Source organism: Sediminibacterium sp. FW305-C-61, assembly GCF_058231065.1.
This window is the reverse complement of the sequence record NZ_JBIQXR010000004.1, coordinates 262614-285066: the sequence shown is the minus strand read 5'-3', so window position 1 is coordinate 285066 and position 22453 is coordinate 262614. Positions and strand designations below refer to the sequence as shown.

At 38.6% G+C, this 22453-nt stretch carries 20 protein-coding genes; 13 read left to right on the top strand and 7 right to left on the bottom strand.

What is annotated here, in order from left to right; genetic code table 11:
- Window positions 1-91: 91 nt before the first annotated feature.
- Complete coding sequence (locus tag ACH30E_RS12385) at window positions 92-1051, top strand: alpha/beta hydrolase (RefSeq protein WP_490825065.1); 960 nt, start codon at window positions 92-94, stop codon at window positions 1049-1051.
- A gap of 124 nt (window positions 1052-1175) precedes the next feature.
- On the opposite strand, the gene lipB is transcribed toward ACH30E_RS12385, so the two are convergent.
- Window positions 1176-1871 carry a lipoyl(octanoyl) transferase LipB gene (lipB, locus tag ACH30E_RS12380; RefSeq protein ID WP_490825064.1) on the bottom strand — a complete coding sequence of 232 codons (696 nt, stop codon included), beginning with the start codon at window positions 1869-1871 and terminating at the stop codon, window positions 1176-1178.
- An 89-nt stretch (window positions 1872-1960) separates the two neighbouring features.
- On the opposite strand from lipB, the gene ACH30E_RS12375 reads away from it, so the two are divergent.
- A complete protein-coding gene (locus tag ACH30E_RS12375) occupies window positions 1961-3070 on the top strand; it encodes an RluA family pseudouridine synthase (RefSeq protein ID WP_490825063.1) in 1110 nt (369 codons plus the stop codon).
- A 247-nt stretch (window positions 3071-3317) separates the two neighbouring features.
- Entirely contained in the window at window positions 3318-4322 is a 1005-nt protein-coding gene (gene bioB / locus ACH30E_RS12370; RefSeq protein WP_490825062.1) for a biotin synthase BioB, read from the top strand.
- Between the two features lie 160 nt (window positions 4323-4482).
- On the opposite strand, the gene ACH30E_RS12365 is transcribed toward bioB, so the two are convergent.
- The 3 genes from ACH30E_RS12365 to ACH30E_RS12355 all read right to left on the bottom strand — a co-directional run bounded on the left by ACH30E_RS12365 (window position 4483) and on the right by ACH30E_RS12355 (window position 8701).
- Window positions 4483-4785 carry a helix-turn-helix domain-containing protein gene (locus ACH30E_RS12365; protein ID WP_490825061.1) on the bottom strand — a complete coding sequence of 101 codons (303 nt, stop codon included), beginning with the start codon at window positions 4783-4785 and terminating at the stop codon, window positions 4483-4485.
- Window positions 4786-4796: 11 nt separating this feature from the next.
- Entirely contained in the window at window positions 4797-5135 is a 339-nt protein-coding gene (locus ACH30E_RS12360; protein ID WP_490825060.1) for a type II toxin-antitoxin system RelE/ParE family toxin, read from the bottom strand.
- A 320-nt stretch (window positions 5136-5455) separates the two neighbouring features.
- Window positions 5456-8701 (bottom strand): S41 family peptidase, encoded by a 3246-nt coding sequence (locus ACH30E_RS12355; RefSeq protein ID WP_490825059.1) that lies wholly within the window; start codon window positions 8699-8701, stop codon window positions 5456-5458.
- 195 nt (window positions 8702-8896) lie between these two features.
- Between ACH30E_RS12355 and ACH30E_RS12350 the strand changes: the two genes are divergently transcribed.
- The 5 genes from ACH30E_RS12350 to ACH30E_RS12330 all read left to right on the top strand — a co-directional run bounded on the left by ACH30E_RS12350 (window position 8897) and on the right by ACH30E_RS12330 (window position 15197).
- Window positions 8897-11956, top strand: a complete 3060-nt coding sequence (locus tag ACH30E_RS12350; RefSeq protein ID WP_490825058.1) for an HD domain-containing protein — start codon at window positions 8897-8899, stop codon at window positions 11954-11956.
- Between the two features lie 499 nt (window positions 11957-12455).
- Window positions 12456-12845: a hypothetical protein gene (locus tag ACH30E_RS12345; RefSeq protein ID WP_490825057.1), complete on the top strand. Its 390-nt coding sequence runs from the start codon at window positions 12456-12458 to the stop codon at window positions 12843-12845.
- Window positions 12846-12854: 9 nt separating this feature from the next.
- Entirely contained in the window at window positions 12855-13268 is a 414-nt protein-coding gene (locus ACH30E_RS12340; protein WP_490825056.1) for a hypothetical protein, read from the top strand.
- A 623-nt stretch (window positions 13269-13891) separates the two neighbouring features.
- Window positions 13892-14218, top strand: coding sequence for a hypothetical protein (locus ACH30E_RS12335; protein WP_490825055.1), 327 nt, complete (start codon window positions 13892-13894; stop codon window positions 14216-14218).
- 373 nt (window positions 14219-14591) lie between these two features.
- On the top strand, window positions 14592-15197 hold the full coding sequence (locus ACH30E_RS12330; RefSeq protein ID WP_490825054.1) for a hypothetical protein: 606 nt from the start codon (window positions 14592-14594) through the stop codon (window positions 15195-15197).
- Window positions 15198-15482: 285 nt separating this feature from the next.
- Here the strand turns inward: ACH30E_RS12330 and ACH30E_RS12325 are convergent, their stop codons facing one another.
- Window positions 15483-15875, bottom strand: coding sequence for a hypothetical protein (locus ACH30E_RS12325; RefSeq protein WP_490825053.1), 393 nt, complete (start codon window positions 15873-15875; stop codon window positions 15483-15485).
- Between the two features lie 435 nt (window positions 15876-16310).
- A complete protein-coding gene (locus ACH30E_RS12320; RefSeq protein ID WP_490825052.1) occupies window positions 16311-16856 on the bottom strand; it encodes a hypothetical protein in 546 nt (181 codons plus the stop codon).
- 224 nt (window positions 16857-17080) lie between these two features.
- Here ACH30E_RS12320 and ACH30E_RS12315 point away from each other — a divergent pair, with 224 nt between their 5' ends.
- From ACH30E_RS12315 to ACH30E_RS12300, 4 genes are all read left to right on the top strand, one after another.
- Window positions 17081-17608 (top strand): DinB family protein, encoded by a 528-nt coding sequence (locus tag ACH30E_RS12315; protein WP_490825051.1) that lies wholly within the window; start codon window positions 17081-17083, stop codon window positions 17606-17608.
- Between the two features lie 714 nt (window positions 17609-18322).
- Window positions 18323-18700 carry a Dabb family protein gene (locus ACH30E_RS12310; protein WP_490825050.1) on the top strand — a complete coding sequence of 126 codons (378 nt, stop codon included), beginning with the start codon at window positions 18323-18325 and terminating at the stop codon, window positions 18698-18700.
- 45 nt (window positions 18701-18745) lie between these two features.
- Window positions 18746-19171: an EthD family reductase gene (locus ACH30E_RS12305; RefSeq protein ID WP_490825049.1), complete on the top strand. Its 426-nt coding sequence runs from the start codon at window positions 18746-18748 to the stop codon at window positions 19169-19171.
- Between the two features lie 182 nt (window positions 19172-19353).
- Window positions 19354-20301 (top strand): hypothetical protein, encoded by a 948-nt coding sequence (locus tag ACH30E_RS12300; protein WP_490825048.1) that lies wholly within the window; start codon window positions 19354-19356, stop codon window positions 20299-20301.
- Between the two features lie 247 nt (window positions 20302-20548).
- On the opposite strand, the gene ACH30E_RS12295 is transcribed toward ACH30E_RS12300, so the two are convergent.
- Complete coding sequence (locus ACH30E_RS12295; protein ID WP_490825047.1) at window positions 20549-21190, bottom strand: hypothetical protein; 642 nt, start codon at window positions 21188-21190, stop codon at window positions 20549-20551.
- Between the two features lie 184 nt (window positions 21191-21374).
- Here ACH30E_RS12295 and ACH30E_RS12290 point away from each other — a divergent pair, with 184 nt between their 5' ends.
- Window positions 21375-22301, top strand: coding sequence for a hypothetical protein (locus ACH30E_RS12290; protein WP_490825046.1), 927 nt, complete (start codon window positions 21375-21377; stop codon window positions 22299-22301).
- The last annotated feature ends 152 nt before the right edge of the window (window positions 22302-22453 follow it).

Here is a 22453-nt window from a genome sequence, read left to right as displayed (position 1 = left end):
ATCTACTACAGGCATCAAAAGTGAATATAATATACTTTATATTTATCATATTGAAAAGTCAATATTATTACCACATCTCAACCATAAACAAGTGAAACGATCAGCCATTTTAATTTCCTTGATATTCGTTTTTATTCAAGCTAAAGCTGCTATAACAGTAGATACATCATCTATCGAATCGCCCTTAAGCCTTTCAACAGAAACAGGAAATATTATGGGTACACTTACTGTGCCTGCCGCAAATGGCAAATTACCAATTGTATTAATCATTGCAGGATCTGGGCCTACAGATAGGAATGGCAACAACCCAATGATGAAAAACGAAAGTCTTCGCCTATTATCACAGGCGCTGGCAAAGAATGGCATTGCAACACTTCGCTATGATAAGCGTGGCATTGCAGCCAGCACTGCTGCAGGAAAGAATGAAACAGCATTACGATTCGACGATTATGTAAATGATGCAAAACAATGGATCGATTTACTAAAAAGCGATCCCCGCTTTTCAAAAATAATTGTAGCCGGACACAGCGAAGGATCACTGATTGGTATGATCGCTTCATTGGGAAAAGCAGATGGCTTTATATCTATAGCAGGTGCTGGCAGATCAGGCGGTTTGGTCATCAAAGAACAACTAGCTAATCAACCGGCAATGATCAAAGACCCTTCTTACAATATTATAGATAGTTTAATGCAGGGTAAAACAGTTAAAGATATTAACCAAATGCTTTACTCACTTTTTCGCCCAAGTGTACAACCCTATATGATTTCATGGTTTAAATATAATCCTGCTGATGAAATTGCCCGACTCAATATTCCCATCCTGATTCTTCAAGGCACAAAAGACCTGCAGGTTTCTATTAATGATGCCAAAGCTCTTGCTACGGCACAACCAACTGCCAACTTTGCAACAATTGAAAACATGAATCATGTACTCAAAACAATTCAGGGTGATATAAATGAAAACAATGCTTCTTATACAAATCCTGCTTTACCCATAAATACAAGATTGGTACAACTAATTACTGATTTCGTTTTTGGCAAAAAGGAATAGCAAGGGTTGAATGTTGAGGTAGTGTAGCATACTCTCTGCTGAGAACAGAGGAACAGAGAAATATCCAACGTCCAATGTCCAAATAATTGGTAATTGGACGTTGGATATTTCTCTGTTCTTCTGTTTAGCTCAGCGCCACTTCAAACACTGCTTCAAAATGTTTTTTCAATCTTTCTTTAGCTTCTTCAAAATCTACTTCTCTTCCTAATTCTTTTTGCAGTGAGGTTACCTGCTTGCCTACGATGCCACAGGGAACAATATGATCGAAATAGCTAAGGTCGGTGTTGATGTTGAAGGCAAAGCCATGCATGGTAATCCAGCGGCTGCACTTGATGCCCATAGCACAGATCTTTCTTTCTTTGCCGGGTATATCGGGGTCGAGCCAAACGCCTGTTTCGCCTTTGCTCCGTTCTCCTTTTAGGCCATAATCGGCCATGGTAAGTATGATTACTTCTTCCAGGCTGCGTAAATACCAGCCCAGATCAGTCTTAAACTGTTCGAGGTCAATAATAGGATATCCTACAATCTGCTGCGGACCATGAAATGTTATATCGCCACCCCGGTTAATATGGAAATACTCAATACCCCTTGCCGCCATTTCTTCCGGAGCAATTAGGATATGTTCCTCTTTCCCACTTTTTCCGAGGGTATAAACGGGTGAATGTTCTACAAATAACAGGTGATGCGGGGGCAGTGCAGCAGTAACATCCTCACGGTGCTTCGCTTTCATCTCCACTTTCTGCTTCAACATCTCCTCCTGCCGATCCCATACCGATTTATACGACCGATATCCGAGGTCTTCAAAAAATACTGACTGCATGATGCAAAGAAACAGAGAAATAAGGAATAAGGAATACGAAATAAGGAATATGAAAGATCAGGGATAGGTTGGGGAATTGTGAAATAGTAATGACCTACTTTCTCATTCCTTATTTCATATTCCTTATTTCTCTGTTTCTTTGCTCCATGCTGGATGAACAAGATTTACAAGCCGAAGACTCCGCCGAAGAACTATACGAACGAAAATCCTTTAAAGTAGATAAAGGACAGGAGCCGCTGCGCATAGACAAATGGGTGCAGGGACGCATTGAGGGAGCTACGCGTAATAAGGTGCAGAAAGGTATTGATGCCGGTTTCCTTACCGTAAACGGACAGGTTGTAAAGAGTAACTATAAAATTAAACCGGGTGATGAGATTGTATTGATGAGCCTCATCAACCCAGAACATACAGAATTAAAGCCTGAAAATATTCCGCTGAATATTGTGTATGAGGATGATGCGGTAATGGTATTGAATAAGCCCGCCAATATGGTGGTACATCCCGGTGTAGGCAATTTTACCGGTACTATGCTTAATGGAGTGGCCTATCATTTCTTAAAACAGAATCCCAATCTCGATGAAGAGAGCCTGCCTCGTTTCGGACTGGTACACCGCATCGATAAAAATACCACGGGCCTAATCGTACTTGCCAAAACAGGCGATGCTGCCGCACATCTTGCAAAACAATTCTTTAACCATACCGTAAACAGAAAATATGTTGCACTGGTATGGGGTGATGTACAGGAAGACAGCGGCACCATCGAAGCACATATTGCCCGACACAGACAGCACCGCAAAATGTTTGATGCATACCCGGAAGGTGAAATAGGCAAACATGCAATTACCCATTATAAAGTACTGGAACGCTTCAACTATGTTACCCTGGTAGAATGTATTCTTGAAACGGGACGCACCCACCAGATAAGGGTACACATGAAGCATATCGGCCACACCCTTTTCAACGACTGGGAATATGGCGGCGATAAAATTCTGAAAGGAACCATCTACACTAAATACAAACAGTTTGTAGACAACTGTTTCGAAATGTGTCCCCGCTGCGCATTGCATGCACAAACACTAGGCTTTATCCACCCCGTAACCAAACAACCCATGCACTTCGAAGCACCATTACCCGATGATATGCAAGGGGTGATAAACAAGTGGCGCAATTATGTGCAACATAGGAAAACAGAGGAATAAGAAATAAGGAATATGAAATAAGAAAGTAGTTGGACAACAATCCCGTAAAAAACTTAGCTCTTAATGGGACACGGATTTTCATGATTTTTATGATTTAACATGACAGATCATAAAAATCATGACAATCTGCGTCCTATTCTTCTCCATATTATTGGCACGCAAATAAAACAACCACACTTTCTTATTTCATATTCCTTATTTCTTATTTCTCAGTTCCTCTATATTTGTACAATAAATCTGAAAACTTATGTCAAACGACATCCGTCATAACTGGAGCAAGGAAGAAATTTACGATATCTACAACATGCCTTTACTCGAGCTGGTATTTCGTGCAGCAGAACTGCATCGCAAATACAATGATACAGCCGAGGTACAGGTATGTACACTGTTGAGTATTAAAACCGGTGGTTGCAGTGAAGACTGTGCATATTGTCCGCAGGCTGCACGATACAGTACCGGTGTGGATGTACAGGCATTGATGAAGAAAGATGAAGTGCTGTCTTATGCACAGAAAGCCAAAGATGCTGGCTCTACCCGTTTCTGTATGGGTGCTGCATGGAGAGAAGTGCGCGACAATCGCGATTTCGATCGTGTACTCGATATGGTAAAAGGTGTGAATGAAATGGGTATGGAAGTTTGTTGTACCCTCGGCATGCTAACCGAAGACCAGGCACAGAAATTAGCCGATGCCGGATTATACGCTTATAACCACAACCTTGATACCAGTAAAGAACATTACGGTGAAATAATTACTACCCGTACTTATGAAGATCGCTTGAACACACTTGATAATGTCCGCAAAGCAGGTGTAACTGTTTGTTGTGGTGGCATTATCGGCCTGGGCGAAACACATGAAGACCGTATAGGTATGTTGCACACGCTGGCCACTATGCCGGAACATCCGGAAAGTGTGCCCATCAATTCACTCGTGGCCATCAAAGGAACACCACTTGAAAACAATACAAAAGTAGATGTATGGGATATGGTACGCATGATTGCCACCGCCCGTATACTGATGCCTAAAACCATGGTACGCCTCAGTGCAGGACGTACAGACATGAGCATCTCCGACCAGGCATTGTGCTTCATGGCCGGTGCCAATTCTATTTTTGCAGGCGATAAATTATTAACCACTCCTAACCCATCATTTGATGAAGACAATCAAATGTTCCAGTTGTTAGGACTACAGCCACGTAAAGCTTTCAAAGAAGAAAGCAAGCAGTATCTGCGTGATATGGTGGAAGCGGGGTGAGAAAATAAGGAATAAGAAATAAGAAATAAAGCTTGTCCTGAGCTTGTCGAAGGGGAATAAGAAATTAGAAAGTGAAGGAAGAAGTGGGAAGGTGTAGTGAATGATAAAAAAAAGGGTTTTTACCTAAACTCACCTATTGACTATTGACTACTCACACCCTCTACCCAATCACCAAATGCAGTTTCTTATTCAACCCTTGTTCTATAAGCTTATAGAGAGTTGATAACTGGATATCAGCTTTGCCATTTTCTATGCGGGAGATATAACTTTTTTTTGTACCTGTTTTTTCAGCCATTTGCTCCTGCGTAAGCTGCGATTTTTCGCGCTCCAGTTTAATTAATTCTCCAATTATAAATGCCTGGGCATTTGCTTCAAAAGCTGTACGTTTTTTTGTTCCTGTTTTACCATATTTTTTATCAAGATGTGCATCCCAGGATATAAGTTCAGCATGCTTTTTTTTCATGATCGAAGAAATTATTTATTGCTGAAATATTGTTTCTTGAGTTTTAAGGCAAGTCTGATTTCGTGCATCGGCGTTTTTTGTGTTTTCTTCTGAAAACCATTTACCAATATTATCAGGTTACCGTTATCGAAAAAGCAAAATATTCTGTAAATATTACTTTCATACTCAACCCTTATCTCATAAAGGCCCTCCGTATTTTCTATATACCGAAAGTATTTCTGAGGTATAACCGGTACCGTTTTTACCAGTTCAAACACCCAATCAATCTTTTCCTGTACTTTCTTATCCAGTTGCTGATACCAGTTCATAAACCGGTCCTCATACAAATAGAATTCTCTTTTCCTTTGCAAAGTTAACTAATTAGTGAACAATAAAAAATTATTCCCTAAAGTAGTTTCAATCGCTACGATCCAGGCGCAGTTTAGGTTTTGTGAACGAAGTGTGCAGAACTTTGCGGAAAAACAGTGGTAGAGGGGTGGATAAATTCAAAAGTCAAAATTCAAAATTCAAAAGGGGGTGTTCTTTTTGAATTTTGAATTTTGACTTTTGATTTTTTTCTTTTCTCTGCGGTGAATATTCGAGTAAGTTCACCGCAGAGAAAAGGGAACGCAGAGGTTACGCAGGGTTAAATCAATCATCTTTCGGTCTTCCCGACTTCCGGACTTTCGGACTATCTCCCCTTCGGCCTAAACGACCTCACCGGCGCAGCAGGTTCTTTCTTCAACTCGATACCTTTTGTAGGCATTAAGCGAAGCGCCTCCTGAACCGCTTTTTCCAGTTGCGGGTCGCGGCCTTCTATGATGGCTTTGGGGTCGTGGAATACTTCTACATCGGGTGAAACCCCAACTGCCTCGATTGCCCATTTGCCATCGGTATCAAAGAAACCGCCACGTGGGGCTACCATGCGGCCGCCGTCGATAAATGGAGGTGTATCCCAGGTACCAACCAATCCGCCCCAGGTGCGAGTGCCTACTAGAGGACCAATATTGGCCTTTTTAAACATATAGGGCAGCAGATCGCCACCCGAGCCGGCATTTTCATTGATCACCATTACTTTGGGCCCCCAAATGCCTGCCATAGGGGTTGTTGATGGTCGGTGCCCTTCTACCCTGTTATTGAAATAACCCAAGAGCTGGCGATTCATGATATCAACCATATAATCGGCGGCAGAGCCACCACCATTATTTCTTTCATCAATAACGGCGCCTTTTTTATCCTGCTGGGAGAAATAGTAGCGGTTGAAATAAGTGTAGCCGGGATTACCGGTATTGGGCACATAAACATAAGCCAGTTTACCACCCGAGAGCGCGTCTACTTTTTTCCGATTACTTTCTACCCAGTAACGGGAACGTAATCCGCCTTCATTGGTAATAGGTTGAACTGTAATCAGTCTTGAACCATCGAGTGATGGCTTATTGTTTACCCTGATTTTTACCTGACGATTCGCAGTGCCTTCAAATAAACTATACAAATTCATATCGGCTGTTAAAGGCTTACCATCTACTTCCAATAAATAATCGCCTTCCTGCACATTCATACCCGGACCACTTAACGGAGCCCTCAGTTCGGGGTTCCAGTTTTCGCCGGTGTATATTTTACTGAATACGAAATATCCGTTTTGCACTTTATAGTCTGCTCCCAATAAACCACCTGGTACAGAAGGTACATTGGGGAAATCGCCCCCACTGGTATAAGAGTGGCCCACAGCAATTTCACCACCTAGAATGTCGATGATATAGTTGAGATCGCTTCTATGTTTTACATGTTTCACCCAGGGTTTGTACCAGGTAAAAATTTTATCCCATGGTGCGCCGTGAGTATTGTCTACATAGAGGAAATCTCGCTGGTAGCGCCAGCCTTCCCTGAAAATTTGTTCTGCTTCCTGTGATGGATCAACATACACTTTCATACCATCTGTTGAAAGTCTTCCTTCACCCGGACGCGGAGCTGCAGCAGTTCCATTGATAAACCAACCCGGACCAGCACGGTATAAAATTGATTTACGATCGAAGCTGGTTACCGCGGCACTTACTGATCGAACAAATTCTATCGACTTTCTATCTTTCAGACTGTAACGATGAAGAATAAGTCCTGGTCCATCTGCCGGAGATTCCAAATAGAATACCGTTCCATCCGGACCTGCAACCAGACCTGCATAATTCTTTAAAGGAATATTAGCGGCAATGATACGCTGGTCAAGTCCATCGAAATCTATTTTCACCTGAACCCCTGCTCCTGCTGCGGGCCTGGCTGGTTTAGCCGAACTGTCTGCAGGAGATTTAACCGGTTCATCATCACTCTTCGGCTCAAAGGGCGAAGGGGCATCTTTACTGAGTACAGCAATGTAGAGGGCGCGGTTAACGGGATAATTGTAACTGCTCATATCGAGCCATCCTGTTGCCAGTGCATAATCGGTGCTGGCAAGGAAGTAGAGGTATTTACCGCTCTCATCCCATTGTGGATCGATAGCGTCAGACAAACCATCGGTGATCTGTTTGGCACTGCCTGTTTCGAGGCTGTACACTTTAATAGCTTTAAACTGGTTGTTCTGAATCTGCGCATAAGCAATCCACTTACTATCTGGCGACCATACGGGTTTCATGGACCTGGTTGGATGAGCGTACCTGTCTGTATCTACGAGTTTAATAGCACCCGTTTTTACATCGATGTACCAGATATTATAATCTGTATCGCTGAAAGCAATGTATTTGTTATCGGGCGACCAGGTAGGTGTGTAATAGAATTTTTTATTAGGAATAGGAAATGCCTGTGCGGGCTGTAAACCAAACTGGTCGCGGATCATGAGTTGGTACTCACCACTTGCATCAGAGAACCAGGCAATTTTTTGTCCATCAGACGACCAAACCGGAGCTCTGTCGGCACTACCGGGTGAGTTGGTGATATTTCTCCAGTCGCCATTTTCTTTAGGCACAGTAAACACTTCGCCCCTGCTTTCGAACAAGGCTCTTTTACCTGTTGGAGATAAACTGGCATTGATCAGGCTAAATGCGCTCAAATCGTTCCAGCGAGGTCTACCCCAATTTAGATCACCTTTAACCTCTATCACCAATTGAGTATTTTTTTGTGTGGTCAGGTCAAGACTGTGCAGGTAACCACCTTGCTCATACACCAGGCTGTTATCACCCGCAGTGAGGTTCTTAACATCGAAGTCTTTATGAAAAGTAAGCTGCTTCTGTTGCTTGGTTTTCGGATCGTAGGACCATACATTGTTCAGAAAATCCTGTTCCGACAGAAAATAGAGTATGCCATTACACCAAACAGGTGCTGTATGCCGCTCCCGATCGCCCTGCACGGTTTTCACGGTTTCATAAGAGCTCATATTGAATAACCAGATGGGCTGTGCCTGACCGCCGCGGTAATTGCGCCATTCAGGATCCCAGAAACTATAGGGTTGATAGGCCATGGTTTTCCCATCGGGCGATAAACTGCCCACATATCCAAAGGGTACTGCCATAGCCGTGGGTGTACCACCACTCACCAGCACGGTAAAGAATTTGGCATTCACGGTAGGATAGCCTTCCCTGCCCGAGGTAAAATACACGGCTTTACCATCGGGCATCCACCCCTGTGTAATATCGGCACCGGGATGCCAGGTGAGCCGCTTGGGTTCACCACCATCAATGGGTACAATATATACATCGGTATTACCATCATACTGCCCGGAGAATGCCACCCATTTGCCATCTGGACTAATACGCGGACTGGTTTCTGAACCCACAGCGCTGGTAAGCCTTTGCGCCTGTCCGCCATTACGGTCTACACGCCAGAGATCATCGGCATGTACAAAAACAATATGGTCTTTACTGGCACTCGGCTGGCGCAATAGCATAGTGCCTTGTGCCTGAGCGATTTGGATTGTGATGAGGAGGATGAGGAGGGATTGTAATCTTTTCATAGAGTTGGTTTGGAGGAGTAATTTACTAAATCTCTTTTAGGCTGGTGTAATAGAATACGGGAAACCGTTTTGGAAAATGAAATATTTGGAATATTTTTATATGATAATGCTTAATAAATAACCATGATGATTTTAAAATTCATTTTTAATAGTAAATAGCCTTATTTATTTTTCTTAGACGAAAACCATTAGATCATGAATCAAACAATATTGTTAAGTAATGCTGAAAAAAATGCAGAAAAAGCAGAAAGTTTAAAAGCCTTTAGTGGATTAAAACTATTACACATTAAAAGACAAATAAGTCTAATTCTTGGGCAAATAGGTAAAGAAGGAATATTTGATGAATATACGAAACATGACATTAGCCATATTAACTATATGCTTGAGTCACTCGATTGGATAATCCCAGATCAGACAAAGTCTATAATGACATATTCTGACTGGCTAATGATCACTTTAGCAATTTATTTCCATGATCTCGGTATGCTTGTTACAAAAGAAGAATTTAAAGACAGAAACAAAACTACTTTCCCTAATTTCAAACAATCAATTCTTGAAGGAAATTATGGTTTAGAAATTAGAGAAAAAATATCTGCTTTGGGGAATCAAGAAGCACAAGACAGATTCCTTTATCAAGAATTTGTAAGAAAAACTCACGCTGAAAGAATTAAAAAATGGATCATAAATGAAGCTAGCCCTAAATTTCCAAGCGAGCTTGCTGTAGTTAAAGAAATAAAAAATCTCTTATCAAACATTGATCCCTTATTTATAAGGGATTTAGCAGCAATTTGTGAAAGTCACCATCTTTCAGATTTAGACGACTTTGAAAAATATAAGCCAAATCAGCAATATGGGCCTTCTGAAAATGAAATTGTCAATTTACATTATGCAGCTTTAATTTTAAGAACTGCAGATTTACTGCATATTACATCAGACCGGACTCCTTCTATTGAATATAATTTAATCAACCCAAATGACCCAATTAGTCAAGATGAATGGGCTAAACAGAAAGCTGTAAAAGCAGTAAGACCTCAACCAAAGAAAAAAGAAGGACTAATTGACACCTCCTTACCAAAAGATACTTTTGAAATCATAGCATTTTTTGAGGATGAAAAGGGGTTTTTTGGACTAATCTCATATTTAAATTATGCTAGCAAACAATTAAAAGAAAATTATAAATATAATGAACTTGCTGCTAAGCAGTTTGGAATTGAATACAGCTACCCATGGCGCAACATTGATGATTCGAATATCGAAACCAAAGATTTTGAGAAACGCCAATTTGAATTTATCCTAGACCAAACAAAAATCCTAGATCTACTCGTAGGCCATACATTATATAATGATTCATCTGTTGTACTTAGGGAGTTGACTCAAAATGCTATCGACGCTTCGAAACTTAAAAGTTATGAATATGAAATGAACTCTGCTCATACTTCATACAAACCAGAAATCAACATTATATGGAAGGAAAGCGAGAGAGAATTAGCATTTATCGATAATGGTACAGGGATGACACTTGAAATCATTCAGAACCACCTTTTAAAGGTGGGTTCATCAAGATACCAAGATGAGAAATTCAAAAAAACACATCCCGATTTTTCACCAATAAGCAGATTTGGTATAGGGCTACTCACATGCTTCTTAATTGCAGATGATATCGATATTACCACCAAATCATCAGAAAGTGAAAAGGCCATACTTTTAAAAATCAAAAAAGTTCATGGTAAATACCTTCTAAAATATCTACCTCATGACTCAATACCACCTTCACTAAAAAATCATGGAACGATCATTAAATTATATGTTAGAGCTGATGTAAACTTGAACAATATTGAAGATGAGCTAAAAAAATGGATATTAATTCCAAATTGCGATTTATATCTCCAAACAGAAAGCGCTAAAGTTAAAATCGGATATTCTAGCCCAGCTGAATTATTAAAATCACATTTAACCGAATTAGGTTATACTGTAGATAACACTAGCCTGAAAGTATTTGAGGTAACTAAAAATGGTATAACCCTAGCATATGCTCTAAGGTATATCGAACATTGGAAAGAATGGGACTTTTTAGAGTTTAGAGAATTTGACAGAACAGCATCTCATCCAATTGGGACTTGTATAGAAGGGATTAGAGTAGATTTCAATACCCCAGGGTTCAATGGTAGAAATCTATTTGCTCTAGTAAATACATCTGGGAAGAATGCCCCAAAAACAAATGTTGCAAGGTCAAATATAGAATCTACTCCCGAACGAGAAGCCTTAATGTTTTCGATTTACCAATTATATCTTGACCACATCACTAATGAGCTTTCAAGTTTACGAAGGGGAGGATTTTCTATAACATGGGCAGCCAATGAAGCTAATTGGCTTTTAAAATCATTTGCTAAAAGTGGTAGATCAAGTATTAACAGGGAAATAAAAATCGGGGATCTAAAATCCTTTGAAAAAGCTATTGCAGCAATCAACTGTATATTAATTGAAAAGTCTGAAAATAGAGAATTAATAAGCTTAAATGGCTTAGTAGAGATCGGTCATTTTTGGTCTATTGATTGCGCGTCGTATTCCTCAGCAGACTCGCTAATAAAAGAGATTAAATCATCAAACTCATCGGCGTTAGCTCTTTTAAAGACTATTTTTAGTAACGAAGACTCTAATACTGATCATATAGATTATTTAATATGCAATCAATTATCGCATAGTGAAAGCATTCTTGATCAAATTATTTATGATACATTTCAAGTAGATTCTATAAAAATTATTGCAGAACAGCGACGAGTTGATTTAAGATGGGCTGTATCATCTGACAAAATTTGGGAAGAAATATTTTTAACTGAAGATGAGTATTCGAGACGAGTTTCAAATAAATGTTATATCCAACTATTAGACATAGAAATTGATTCTTCAATTAGTCAAATTGCAATTAAATCATCTAATGCATTATTTATTCTAAAAAATTCAGCATTAAATGAGTATTTAGTTGATCTAATAAATAAATTCACTAATTACTCTCGTGAGGATAAAATTGTTCTTTCAAAAGTAGTTAGTATAATTTCAGGATTATTTAATTACAAAAATCTTGATTCATCCACTATTGAAGATTATATAGATAATATGGTAAAGGGGAACAACCAACGTGACATGGAAAAAATATTCTGGGAAAGGATTAATAAACAAGAATTGATCACGACAATTCTTAAGACTGATTTCATAAAATACGATACAACAATTTGGTATCGTAGAGACTTTTTTTAATAAAAAAATTCTTCTTCGAGAATGTTTTGTTCTCCGCATCGTCTCTTAAACATTAACTTTTGGAAATTTCAAAACTTCCTTCTTCGCAGGGTTTCCCGCGATGTCTCCCTCTATCACCGAAGGTGAAAGAATGGGGACGTTGCGGCAGAGCTTACACAGAAGCCGGCTAATCATTACTTAAAACTCAGGCATATTACTATCCAACATACGCAGTTAATAACGAATAGATACAACTTGAATGTGCGGCAGCGAACGTCCCCATTCTTAAGCCTTTGGCTTCAGAGGGAGATGCGTGGAACAAAAAGATTACGGGAAACCGTTTTAGGAATGAAATATTTGGGATATTTTTATACTAAGAACAAACTCTTTAAAATAAATACCCTGACGGATTGACGAAATCATTGGTACGCTTACGCCAACTCTTTTATCGCCTTATTGTTCATTTATTCCAATTGGCGTAACACATTTTGAAGGGTGCACTTTCGTAAATTTATTAGTTTTGAGTTATTTTATGACATCCTTTAAGACGATTCCTCTTTGCTTGTATTTCGGACTTCTTTTGTCTTGCACAGATGCAAGTAACTCAGATAGTTCTGAGAGTTCAATCCAAGACAACACAGAAAGTGAGAATAGCTCAGACGAGAATGGTTGCAAATTTGAGAATGGAACACATTCTGCAGCTGTTGACTATTATAATCCAGAGACCGGTTATACTCAAACTTACATATTGGATGTAGAAGTTGAAAATTGTGAGGTTGTACAAATTAATTTTCCAAGAGGTGGTTGGCTTGACAGTGACCACATAAGCCCTAGTGAATTAAATGAAGAGGGTTCTTGCACCATTGAAGGCGAGGGTGGAAAAATTTATGAAATTCAAATTGATAATTAAGTAACGAGCATGAAAAAGAAAATACTTTTTGCAATTCTATTCACTTTCTTAGCAAATATTGTAATTGCACAGGTGACAAAATTTAAAAGTACAAGCTATGCATCTAAGGCTAAAAACGAGTATACTAACAGATGGAGTAACTGGTCAACATTTGAAGAAACAGAGGTATTAATCACTATAGACCTGACAAAAGAACGAATAAGAATTTTTAGCAAAAAAGAACAAGTGTATGACATTATCAAATATTATGACAAAGAGACTGACAGGGACGGAGATGAAACACTACAATTTCATTGTGTTAATGAAGACGGGCTTAAATGCTTTGTAAGATTTGTAGTACTTAATTCTCGAAACGGTAGACGACAGCTGTACGTTGACTTTGCAGACATTATGTGGGTTTATAATATTTATAAGCTTGACTAAAAACAAACGTACAAGAAAAGTATTTGCAAAAGTAGGATTTGATAATACAACATCAACTATATGCAAGAATTAGCAACAGTTTTTTACTCCGCAGGGTGCTCCGCGAGCTTTCCCTCTATCACCACAGGTGAAAGAATGGAATAGCTAAAAACAAGCATACTATTTTACTATTAGTATCCTATTTTTAGATATGCGTAAACATCTCATTGAGCATTAACTTCCTTCTTCGCAGGGTTTCCCGCGATGTCTCCCTCTATCACCGCAGGTGAAAGAATGGGGACGTTGCGGCAGAGGTTACATAGAGGCAGACTAATAATTACTTAACCTGCTCGAATAACACCGAATAATAGTTATCCTGGTATCAATTTAAATTTAGAATAAGTACCTTTATTTAGTAAATGGAACCTATTTTTATAAAGAGAAATAAAAGCGAACTTAAAAAGCAGTTAAGCTTCCTTATTCGAAAAGAATTTGCCATAACATACGGTCGATATAAAAAATACCCACTCTATTTATCAATTCTAACCTTGCTAATTCTTGCAGTTTCATTTTTTTCAAACACTGACCGGTTCATTACTTTCAAAGTAATATCCTTAAGCCTCATTACTATTTGCTGGCTTAGTATGATATTATTTTCTCTTTGGCTTCTACTTAAGTGGAGCAAGCGGCTAAAATGGAGGGATGCTTCAATCAGCTCATTTCTTTCTAACGAGGCTGAATCTTACTTATTTTTCGACAACAACAGACTTACATTCATTACAGATACCTATAAATCTGACATAAACTGGGAATATTACTCATATTATGACGAAGACAAAACATCTATCTATCTTTTTCCTCAGAAAAACCTATACGAGGCAGTTTACTTTTCCGAAAGCGATATTGGCGAAGAGGCTTTAAAAAAATTAAAAGCAATTGTAAAGGCCAAACTCAAACATATCTCCTTTTAAAATAAGTAAGCATTACTTTTGGAAAGTTCCGAAACTTTCCAAAAGTTGCGCTGAAGCGTGTTAGGGATTACTTATCTCCCTTGCTAAGCAATACCAACATATACGGTTAACACCCCATCAAAACAGCAAGAGGCTACCATCTGATACCCCTCCTGGGTAATGGGAGCATTCGTTCTTAGTGTATTTACTTTCCGAAACATTCCACAGTGATTCTGCGATAAACTGCATTGTGCGCCCCCTTCACTGCAGTTGAGAAACTTAGTATCTTGCAATTGGGGGTTACGAAAAATGCATTGCCCCTTTGTCGCAAAATACTAATCAATGGGCTGATTGGTAAAATTTCATTTCGACAATTTTTAAATTAAACATAAGTATGAAATTGATAAAATTAATAACCCCTCTTTTGTGCTTATCAGGGTGCGTCGATTTTGAAAGCTTAAATGAAATGATATATAATTCCCAAGTAAACGCTGTTATAAGCTCACAATATCAAAGCGCACGTGGAACGCTGGTCTATGTTGAAGCACAAAAGGATTTTAGACTAACAAAATTGTCTGAACTAATAAAAAGCAAAATATCTTCAGCCAATTTAAAGGATACTATATTTATCACCGAAACCTTTGATGAAATTTGTATAAACTGCCCTAGCGATCGGATGAAAATATTAATTAAGGATACGATCTACTCGATCAGATCAGAGGCAATGGGACACACCGGAAAGATTAAATATATTGTTGAAATCGAAAAATTTGATCCAGGAATCAGCAATTTTGAATATAAATTAAGAAACAGTGAACATATTGAGATAATTAATAAAATTCGTAGTGGTATTCACTGGCTAGACAACCCACTTCAATATGGTTCCGACAATTGTTCAGATGGTGATCATACAATTTTCACAATCATTTACCCTAACAAAAAAATTGAATCCATGTACGTTCGTTGCTGGATGCCCTATTTCTATAGAAATAGAGAATGACCATTTGTAAGATTAGATTATAGCAACAGATTTTTGCTTCTTCGCACGGTTTCCCGCAATGTTTCCCTCTATCACCGCAGGTGAAAGACCGGGGACGTTGCGGCAGAGGTTACACAGATACAAGCTAATAATTATTTAATATGCTTGCATGCTAATAACCAATACGCGCAAGTGAAAACGAATAGATACACTCCTACTCTCGAGAAACGCAACGTCCTCCAAAGGAGTCCTGTGGACCCATTCTAAAGCCTGAGGCTTGAGAGGGAGACGATGCGTAGAAGAAGTCTAATATCTTGTCCCGTCATACCAGGGCACATAATAATTATCACTCCAATTATTCCCATCAAGTATAGATACCAATTTTGGCGATAGTAATATTGACAAATAGAATTTACAAAAAACACTTACCCGCTCCTCGAAGCTGCCCGGATAGGTCAATAATGAGAAATTATCTTTTTTATACCCAAACTCAATTTCTCCAAATTTATATATAGAAATGGATAGCTGATTGGGGCAATAGATATTACCAAAAACAAGTTCTTTATCATTACCAAATGCATCCAATGGCAAATAACCAAAAGACACATTGATAGTGCCATTTTGCGAAGCATAATCCATTTTCAGGTAACGAGTATTTTGCAACCTGACAACTTCTTGCTGCACAGAGTAGTTACGCATTGAAAAATAATTGTCAATCGACAACCAACTATTTCGAAATATTTCAAATTTTTCAGTACTTCTAATATTCATTTCTTTCTAAGTAATTATATTCAAAAATAGCCCACTTAATACTATATCTTAAAATACGCTAGGATTTAGTTTTCTGCATCGTCTCCCTCTGTTACCGCAGGTGAAAGACTGGAAATGTCTTAAAATACAAGTATGCTATTTTACGATTCCTTCTCTGAAGGGTTTTCTTTTTTCGCAGGATTTCTCGCGACGTCTCCCTTTATCACCGCAGGTAAAAGATTGTGGACGTTGTGGCAGGGGTTACAGTGATACCAACTGCTAATTACTAAGCAGGTTCATATACCCTATTTATAGAGACAAAAGAGTTAAATATACCCAGGCTGTAGAGCAGAATTTAACTGGCTTTGTTTGGTATAAAATCAACTAACTCATTTCATACACTTCAGTTCTTACTAGTGTCCATTTTCCATCACTTAAACGAAGTTCACTGATGGCTGAAAAATAATGATTGGGGTATTTCCCGGAATAGGAATGATCGATATAAATAATCGTCTGCTCCTTATTGTGTAAAATCTGGTTGATATGAATAGTACCCAACACATTTACAGAACTGCTTTTAAAAATGGCACTATCCCTGCTTATAAGCTTTAGTTCTTCCAGAACGCCTATCTCCTTGTCTGGAAGTTCTTCAACCACCAATGAATCTTTTATACCAAACACCAACCGAACATTACTATCACGAGATCCGGCATACTTTTTCTTGGGTGACAAATAAACAATATCAGGAAGTGCATTGGAACGTTTAGCAAATCGCTCCGCAAGCAGGCTTCCTGTTTCATGAACAATACTATCTGTCACTATTTTTTTTATCCAAAAAGTAAAAAAAGCACTTTCTTCAGGCCCTGTCTTTTTATTAACACAGGCAGCCATAAAAAAAACGATGCTATATACTATCAGTCTCCTGTTCATGGTTCTTCTTTTTTCGCTGCGGCGGAAAGGTTTCACACAGACGCTGTACTAAATTCCAACCAATTTACGCTGCATCTGCGAGAAACTGCCATGTTTGTGCCCTTCACCCCGAGGTTGACACTGATTGCATTGAAAGAAGCATTCCGACTTATATCGGAAATTGCGACGAAGAGGTAATCTAAAGCAATTTCTATTTCCCTATTTTTGGTTATCAACTTTAGCTTATGAAATGTTTAAGTATCACTACCCTATTGCTGTTATCTTTTAGTATTTCACTTAGAGCGCTAAGTAATGATTCGTTGTTTTTAACAGCTTCTATTACCAAACTGCAGCATGCAAAAGAATATACCCTGAAAGTGGCGAACCTGATGCCTTCTGAAAAATATATGTATAAGCCCACAGCAGGCGAAATGAGTTTTGGAGAACAGTTATTACACCTTGCTTCCAATATGGGCTGGTTATGCTCTTCCTATCTCGATGGCACATCAAACCCTTTAACAAAAGCGGCACTTCAATACCAGGATAAGGCAACAACCATTTCAGTTTTGAACAAAGCTTATGACTACGCTATACATACCTTACAACAATTTAAGCCTGCCCAGTTGGCAACTACTGTTTCCTTTTTTGCCGGCCCTTTAAATAAGTTACAGATCATTAATCTTTTAAATGATCATCAAACTCATCACCGGGCACAGATGCTTGTTTATATCAGGTTAAATGAGCTTAAACCACCAGATTATGTGGGATGGTGAGTTTCCTTCTTCGCTGGGTCTTCCCCGCATCGTCTCCCTCTATCACCGCAGGTGAAAGAATGGGAACGTTGCGGCAGAGCTTACACAGAAGCCGGCTAATCATTACTTAAAACTCAGGCATATCATTATCCAACATACGCAGCTAATAACCAATAGATACAACTTGGATGTGCGGCAGCGCAACGTCCCCATTCTTAAGCCTTTGGCTTCAGAGGGAGACGATGCGGGGAACAAATCAATGATCAGAACACTTGTAAAGTTATCCTGGTAATATCCTACCCAACTGTAAAGTTTTTTCAGTACAAGACAATTTATATTGCCACTGAAGACACAGAAGGTCACTGAATATTCCTCGTATCACAGTTGTGTTTTCTTCAGTATTTCTTCGGCAATTCCCGAAGCGGCTTCGGTATTTCTCGAAGGATTACCGAAGGATGTACGAAGGAATCCCGAAGAAAACTACCATTTTCCCGAAGCGCTACCGAAGAACGCCACCCTTTTGCCGGTTTTTTACGTTGAAGAATATGAATTTTAGTATTACTATGATTTCATTTTCAATAGGTTAAAAGGGGTGGCACCACCCCTGCCACCCCTATGCCTGCTTCTAGTACATTAGGTTTGCAATGTTGATAGTAATGGGAAATATGATTGCCCCATTATGCAACGACACAAGTAATTATGAATGACTATTTTTGAAAGAACATAAAAATGACCATGAAAAAAATACTTCTTTTTAGCTTATTTACTGTTTTCCTATACACAGGTCTTTTATCACAAACAGTTAGTAAAGAACTCAGACATGTCGTTTTGTTTGGGTGGAAAGACAATGCCGATACAGTCTCCATTAACAAGGCAGTTGAGGCATTCAGAAAACTACCTTCCAAGATAAAAGCCATCAAAAATTTTGAATGGGGTACTAATAATAGTCCCGAAAAACTGAACAATGGTCTTACCCATTGTTTCTTACTCAGTTTTGCCAGCGAAAAAGATCGGGACGATTATTTAGTGCATCCGGCGCATAAAACATTTACAGAACTATTACCCGGTATTTTAGATAAAGTAACTGTTATAGATTATTGGACACAAAAATAGTTCTATGTGTTTTTGGCATAATGATGATCTTTTAAAGCGAATCAAATGAAAAGTAAACTTCTGTTATTAATCATCCTTGTAAGCTTGTTTGGCTGTAAAACCAGACAGTTAATCCATGCTTCATCAACCGGCAATGAGTTGTTTAAAGTAGCCATTCTATATCCAAATGGTGATGGCAAAAATTTCGACATGGATTACTACGAGCGCAAGCATATGCCAATGGTAGCAGGCTTTCTGGGAAAAAATTTACAATTCTATGAAATCGACAAAGGCATAGCCGGCAGAACCCCAACAGATAAAGTTCCCTATCTGGCCATCGGTTATTTCTATGTAAAAGATATAACTGAATACAATAAAGCCGTAAGTCAACAGAGGGAAACGATTATCAATGATTTTAAAAACTATACCAATATTCAGCCCATTATACAAATAAGTGAAGTGAAATATATTGGCATTAACCCTGCACGTTAATGTAACAGGTTCGCATAGCAATAACCTATACACGCAGATAAAGGCAAATTGGCACATTTTGTCCTTCAGTCAACCTCCTTAGCTCGCACATTATAAAACAAGGAACAGACTAACGGATTTCTATGGTTTGATGGATAGTTTTAACAATTAAAGCTCCCTGTTTTAATTAAATTTGGGATACCATGAAAATCGCAGGTTTGTTTTTGAATTACTCAATACTGTTTGCGTTGACTATTCTGTCGCTATTTAATTCATGCGACGCAAAGCCAAAGAATTCCGAAAATATTATAAATCTTGTTGGCTGTACTCCAGCAGATGATGAAATTAAACAACAACTTTCTATTCCGCTTAATACAAAAGCCGACTTCATCAGATGGAATCTGACCCTTTCTGAACCTAATACCGGGGACCAGGTTTTCACCCTATCAATTGTGTACGGTGAATCAAAACCAAACACACTTGGATTTATTGGCGAAGGGCTGCAAAAAAAATTTGAAGGCCGCTATACAGTGTCAGAAAATAATGAGCGACCAAGCAGCAGGGTTTATCATTTAAAAAGTAGCAAAAAAGATGCGACAATATTACTCGAAAAGCTCAGCGATAATATATTTCACCTGTTAACAGTTCAACATAAACTGATGATAGGTAATGGAGGCTGGAGTTATACACTTAACAGAAAAAATCCTTTACTCAGTGAAAATAGTACCTTACCGGCATTTGCTAAACAATCAGCGATTTCTGAGGACACAGCAACGCAAATTATTTTTGAAGGAAGAACACCCTGCCTTGAATTTGCAGCAGAACATAAGCTCACTGTTCAACCAGACTGTTTTAAACTGAAATGGAAACTTACCTTAACCAAAGACCCAGCTACCCTGAAACCAAGCTCCTACTCACTTATGAGAACTAATAGCAGGGAAACGGCTATTACTGGCACCTGGACAATACTAAAAGGACTACCAGGCAACCCGAATACAGTTATCTACAAGCTTGACCCTGACCAGCCGACAAAATCTATCTCGCTCTTATTAGGCGATGAAAACATTGCTTTCTTTCTGCATAAAAACAACCATTTTTTTATCGGCAATGAAGATTTTAGTTTCACGTTGAATAAAAGGCAACACAACTAACTGATTTGACATAGCGCATATTTATCGCTATAAAAGCCTGATTTTATTATTAATGCAAAATATCTTTCCTAAACACCTTTTGCAAGTTGAGCATTAACTTTGGAAAGCTCAGAAAGTTTCCAAAAGCGATAATTGAAGCATCCGAATAAAGATTTCTTCGATTGCAAAATGTAATAACATAACACCTGGCAATTATCCGTACTTTATTTTTCTTTTGATTATTACAAATGTTCAACTTGTAGATACACTATGCTGTATTATCATTTTTAATCTTAACCATAAACACAATAAATCCAATCAACCCTTCCAAAAAAGGAATACCTAATTGAAATATAGGGTTCGGGTAAACAAAAGCCAGTATTATAATAGTAAGCAACATTATAAAACCAAGTATTGCCCAGAAGGTATGGTCAGCCAGCTTCAGGGGTATTGGGTTATAATCAACTGTATTTTTTATCAGCGGCAGGAATGCTGGCAAATCCCAGACAAGTAAATAAGTAGTAGCCAACAACATCAGTCCGGTTATTACCGAAGTTCCCTGAAAGTTATAGGATATGGTTATGATAAAAATATTCAGTATTAATCCGAAAAAAACAAGTGCTCCTAACCTCGCCAGTTTTTGCGTCATTAATAAGGCCCCGCCTATAATCTGGCTCCATCCAATAAATTGCCAGTACAATCCCGAGTCGCTCATCACCCTGAAAAACTGCTGGATAGGTTCCAGTTGTTCGATAGGCTTATCCATGGAATACATGAGGTTAGCTTTACCTTTTACTTTGCCCATACCAAAAGCTGCTATAACAAATGCACCCCCAATGAGGTAACGCAGGTAAACGGTAAATACCTGAAATACAATCAGCTGTTTTATTTTATTTAATGCTGTAAACATCGTACCACGCTTTAAGTTTAGATTATAGAGCGATAAGATAGATGGTATACAACAAACAACAGGCATAATTATTCCAACTGAATAATAGCAGTACAAATGGTGAATCTGGTGGATGAGAAATGCCAAAGTATTGATAAGTGCTATTTGATTCAAAAGCGGTAGCTTAGGCAACAATTTCTTCACTATGCCTTTAAAGTATACCTGCTGCCTTATTTGCCTGTTGATTGCTTTCACTGGTTTCAGTGCGTCGGATACAACCATAAGTTTCAGGTTTAGAACCGATGTTACCATTACTATTGATAAACCCGCCGTACAATCACATAAAAACACACAGCTTATTTTATTCGCCCTTCCGAATGGCAACACCACTGCACAAACCATGGGCAAGAAAATGGAACCAGGCGATGACTGGCACTACGATATTCAACACATCAAAGCCCAAACAGCTTTCATCAGGGAAACAAGCAAAGAAAACATTATCGTAGCTTATCTGGAAAATGATAAAAAAGCCTGGCCGCAATGGAAACGTGCTTATCCCGATTATAAAACACAGATAACGGCCATTGTTGACACTATTATTCAAACACTGGCTTTGAAAAACTTCACCCTTCACCTGAATGGACATAGCGGTGGTGGTAGTTTTATTTTTGGATATATGGATGCCCAAAAACAGCTGCCAGGTTTTGTTCGTCGCATAACTTTTATTGATAGTAATTATGGCTACGATTCATCCTATACCAACAAGATCAGGGCATGGTTAAGTAGTAACCGTAAAAATTTTCTTACTGTTTTTGCTTATAACGACAGCGTTGCCCTGTACAACGATAAACCCATTGTAAGTGCCACCGGCGGAACCTGGTACAGAAGCAAACTGATGATAAAAGATCTGCAGGCTTTACGCTTTAAAGTAAAGGATGATTCTATCATGCATTTTCAATCGAAAAACAAAAGAATGAATGTGTATTTGAAAAAGAATCCCGACCGCAAAATTTACCATACCCAACAGGTTGAATACAATGGCTTTATTCATTCGGTATTAATTGGCACAGCAGCCGAAAACAGAAGATACCGCTACTATGGTGACCGTGCATACAGCCACCTGATACAATAATAATAATACGCTCCAGTCTCTGCGTAAACTCCATTTTCCCCTTTCTCTGCGGTTAACTTACACCAACCGGCTACGCAAACAGGGCAAAAGATATTTTTTTGAAAAAAGATAGATTTTTATTGTTTTTCAATAAATATTTATTACTTTTGTAT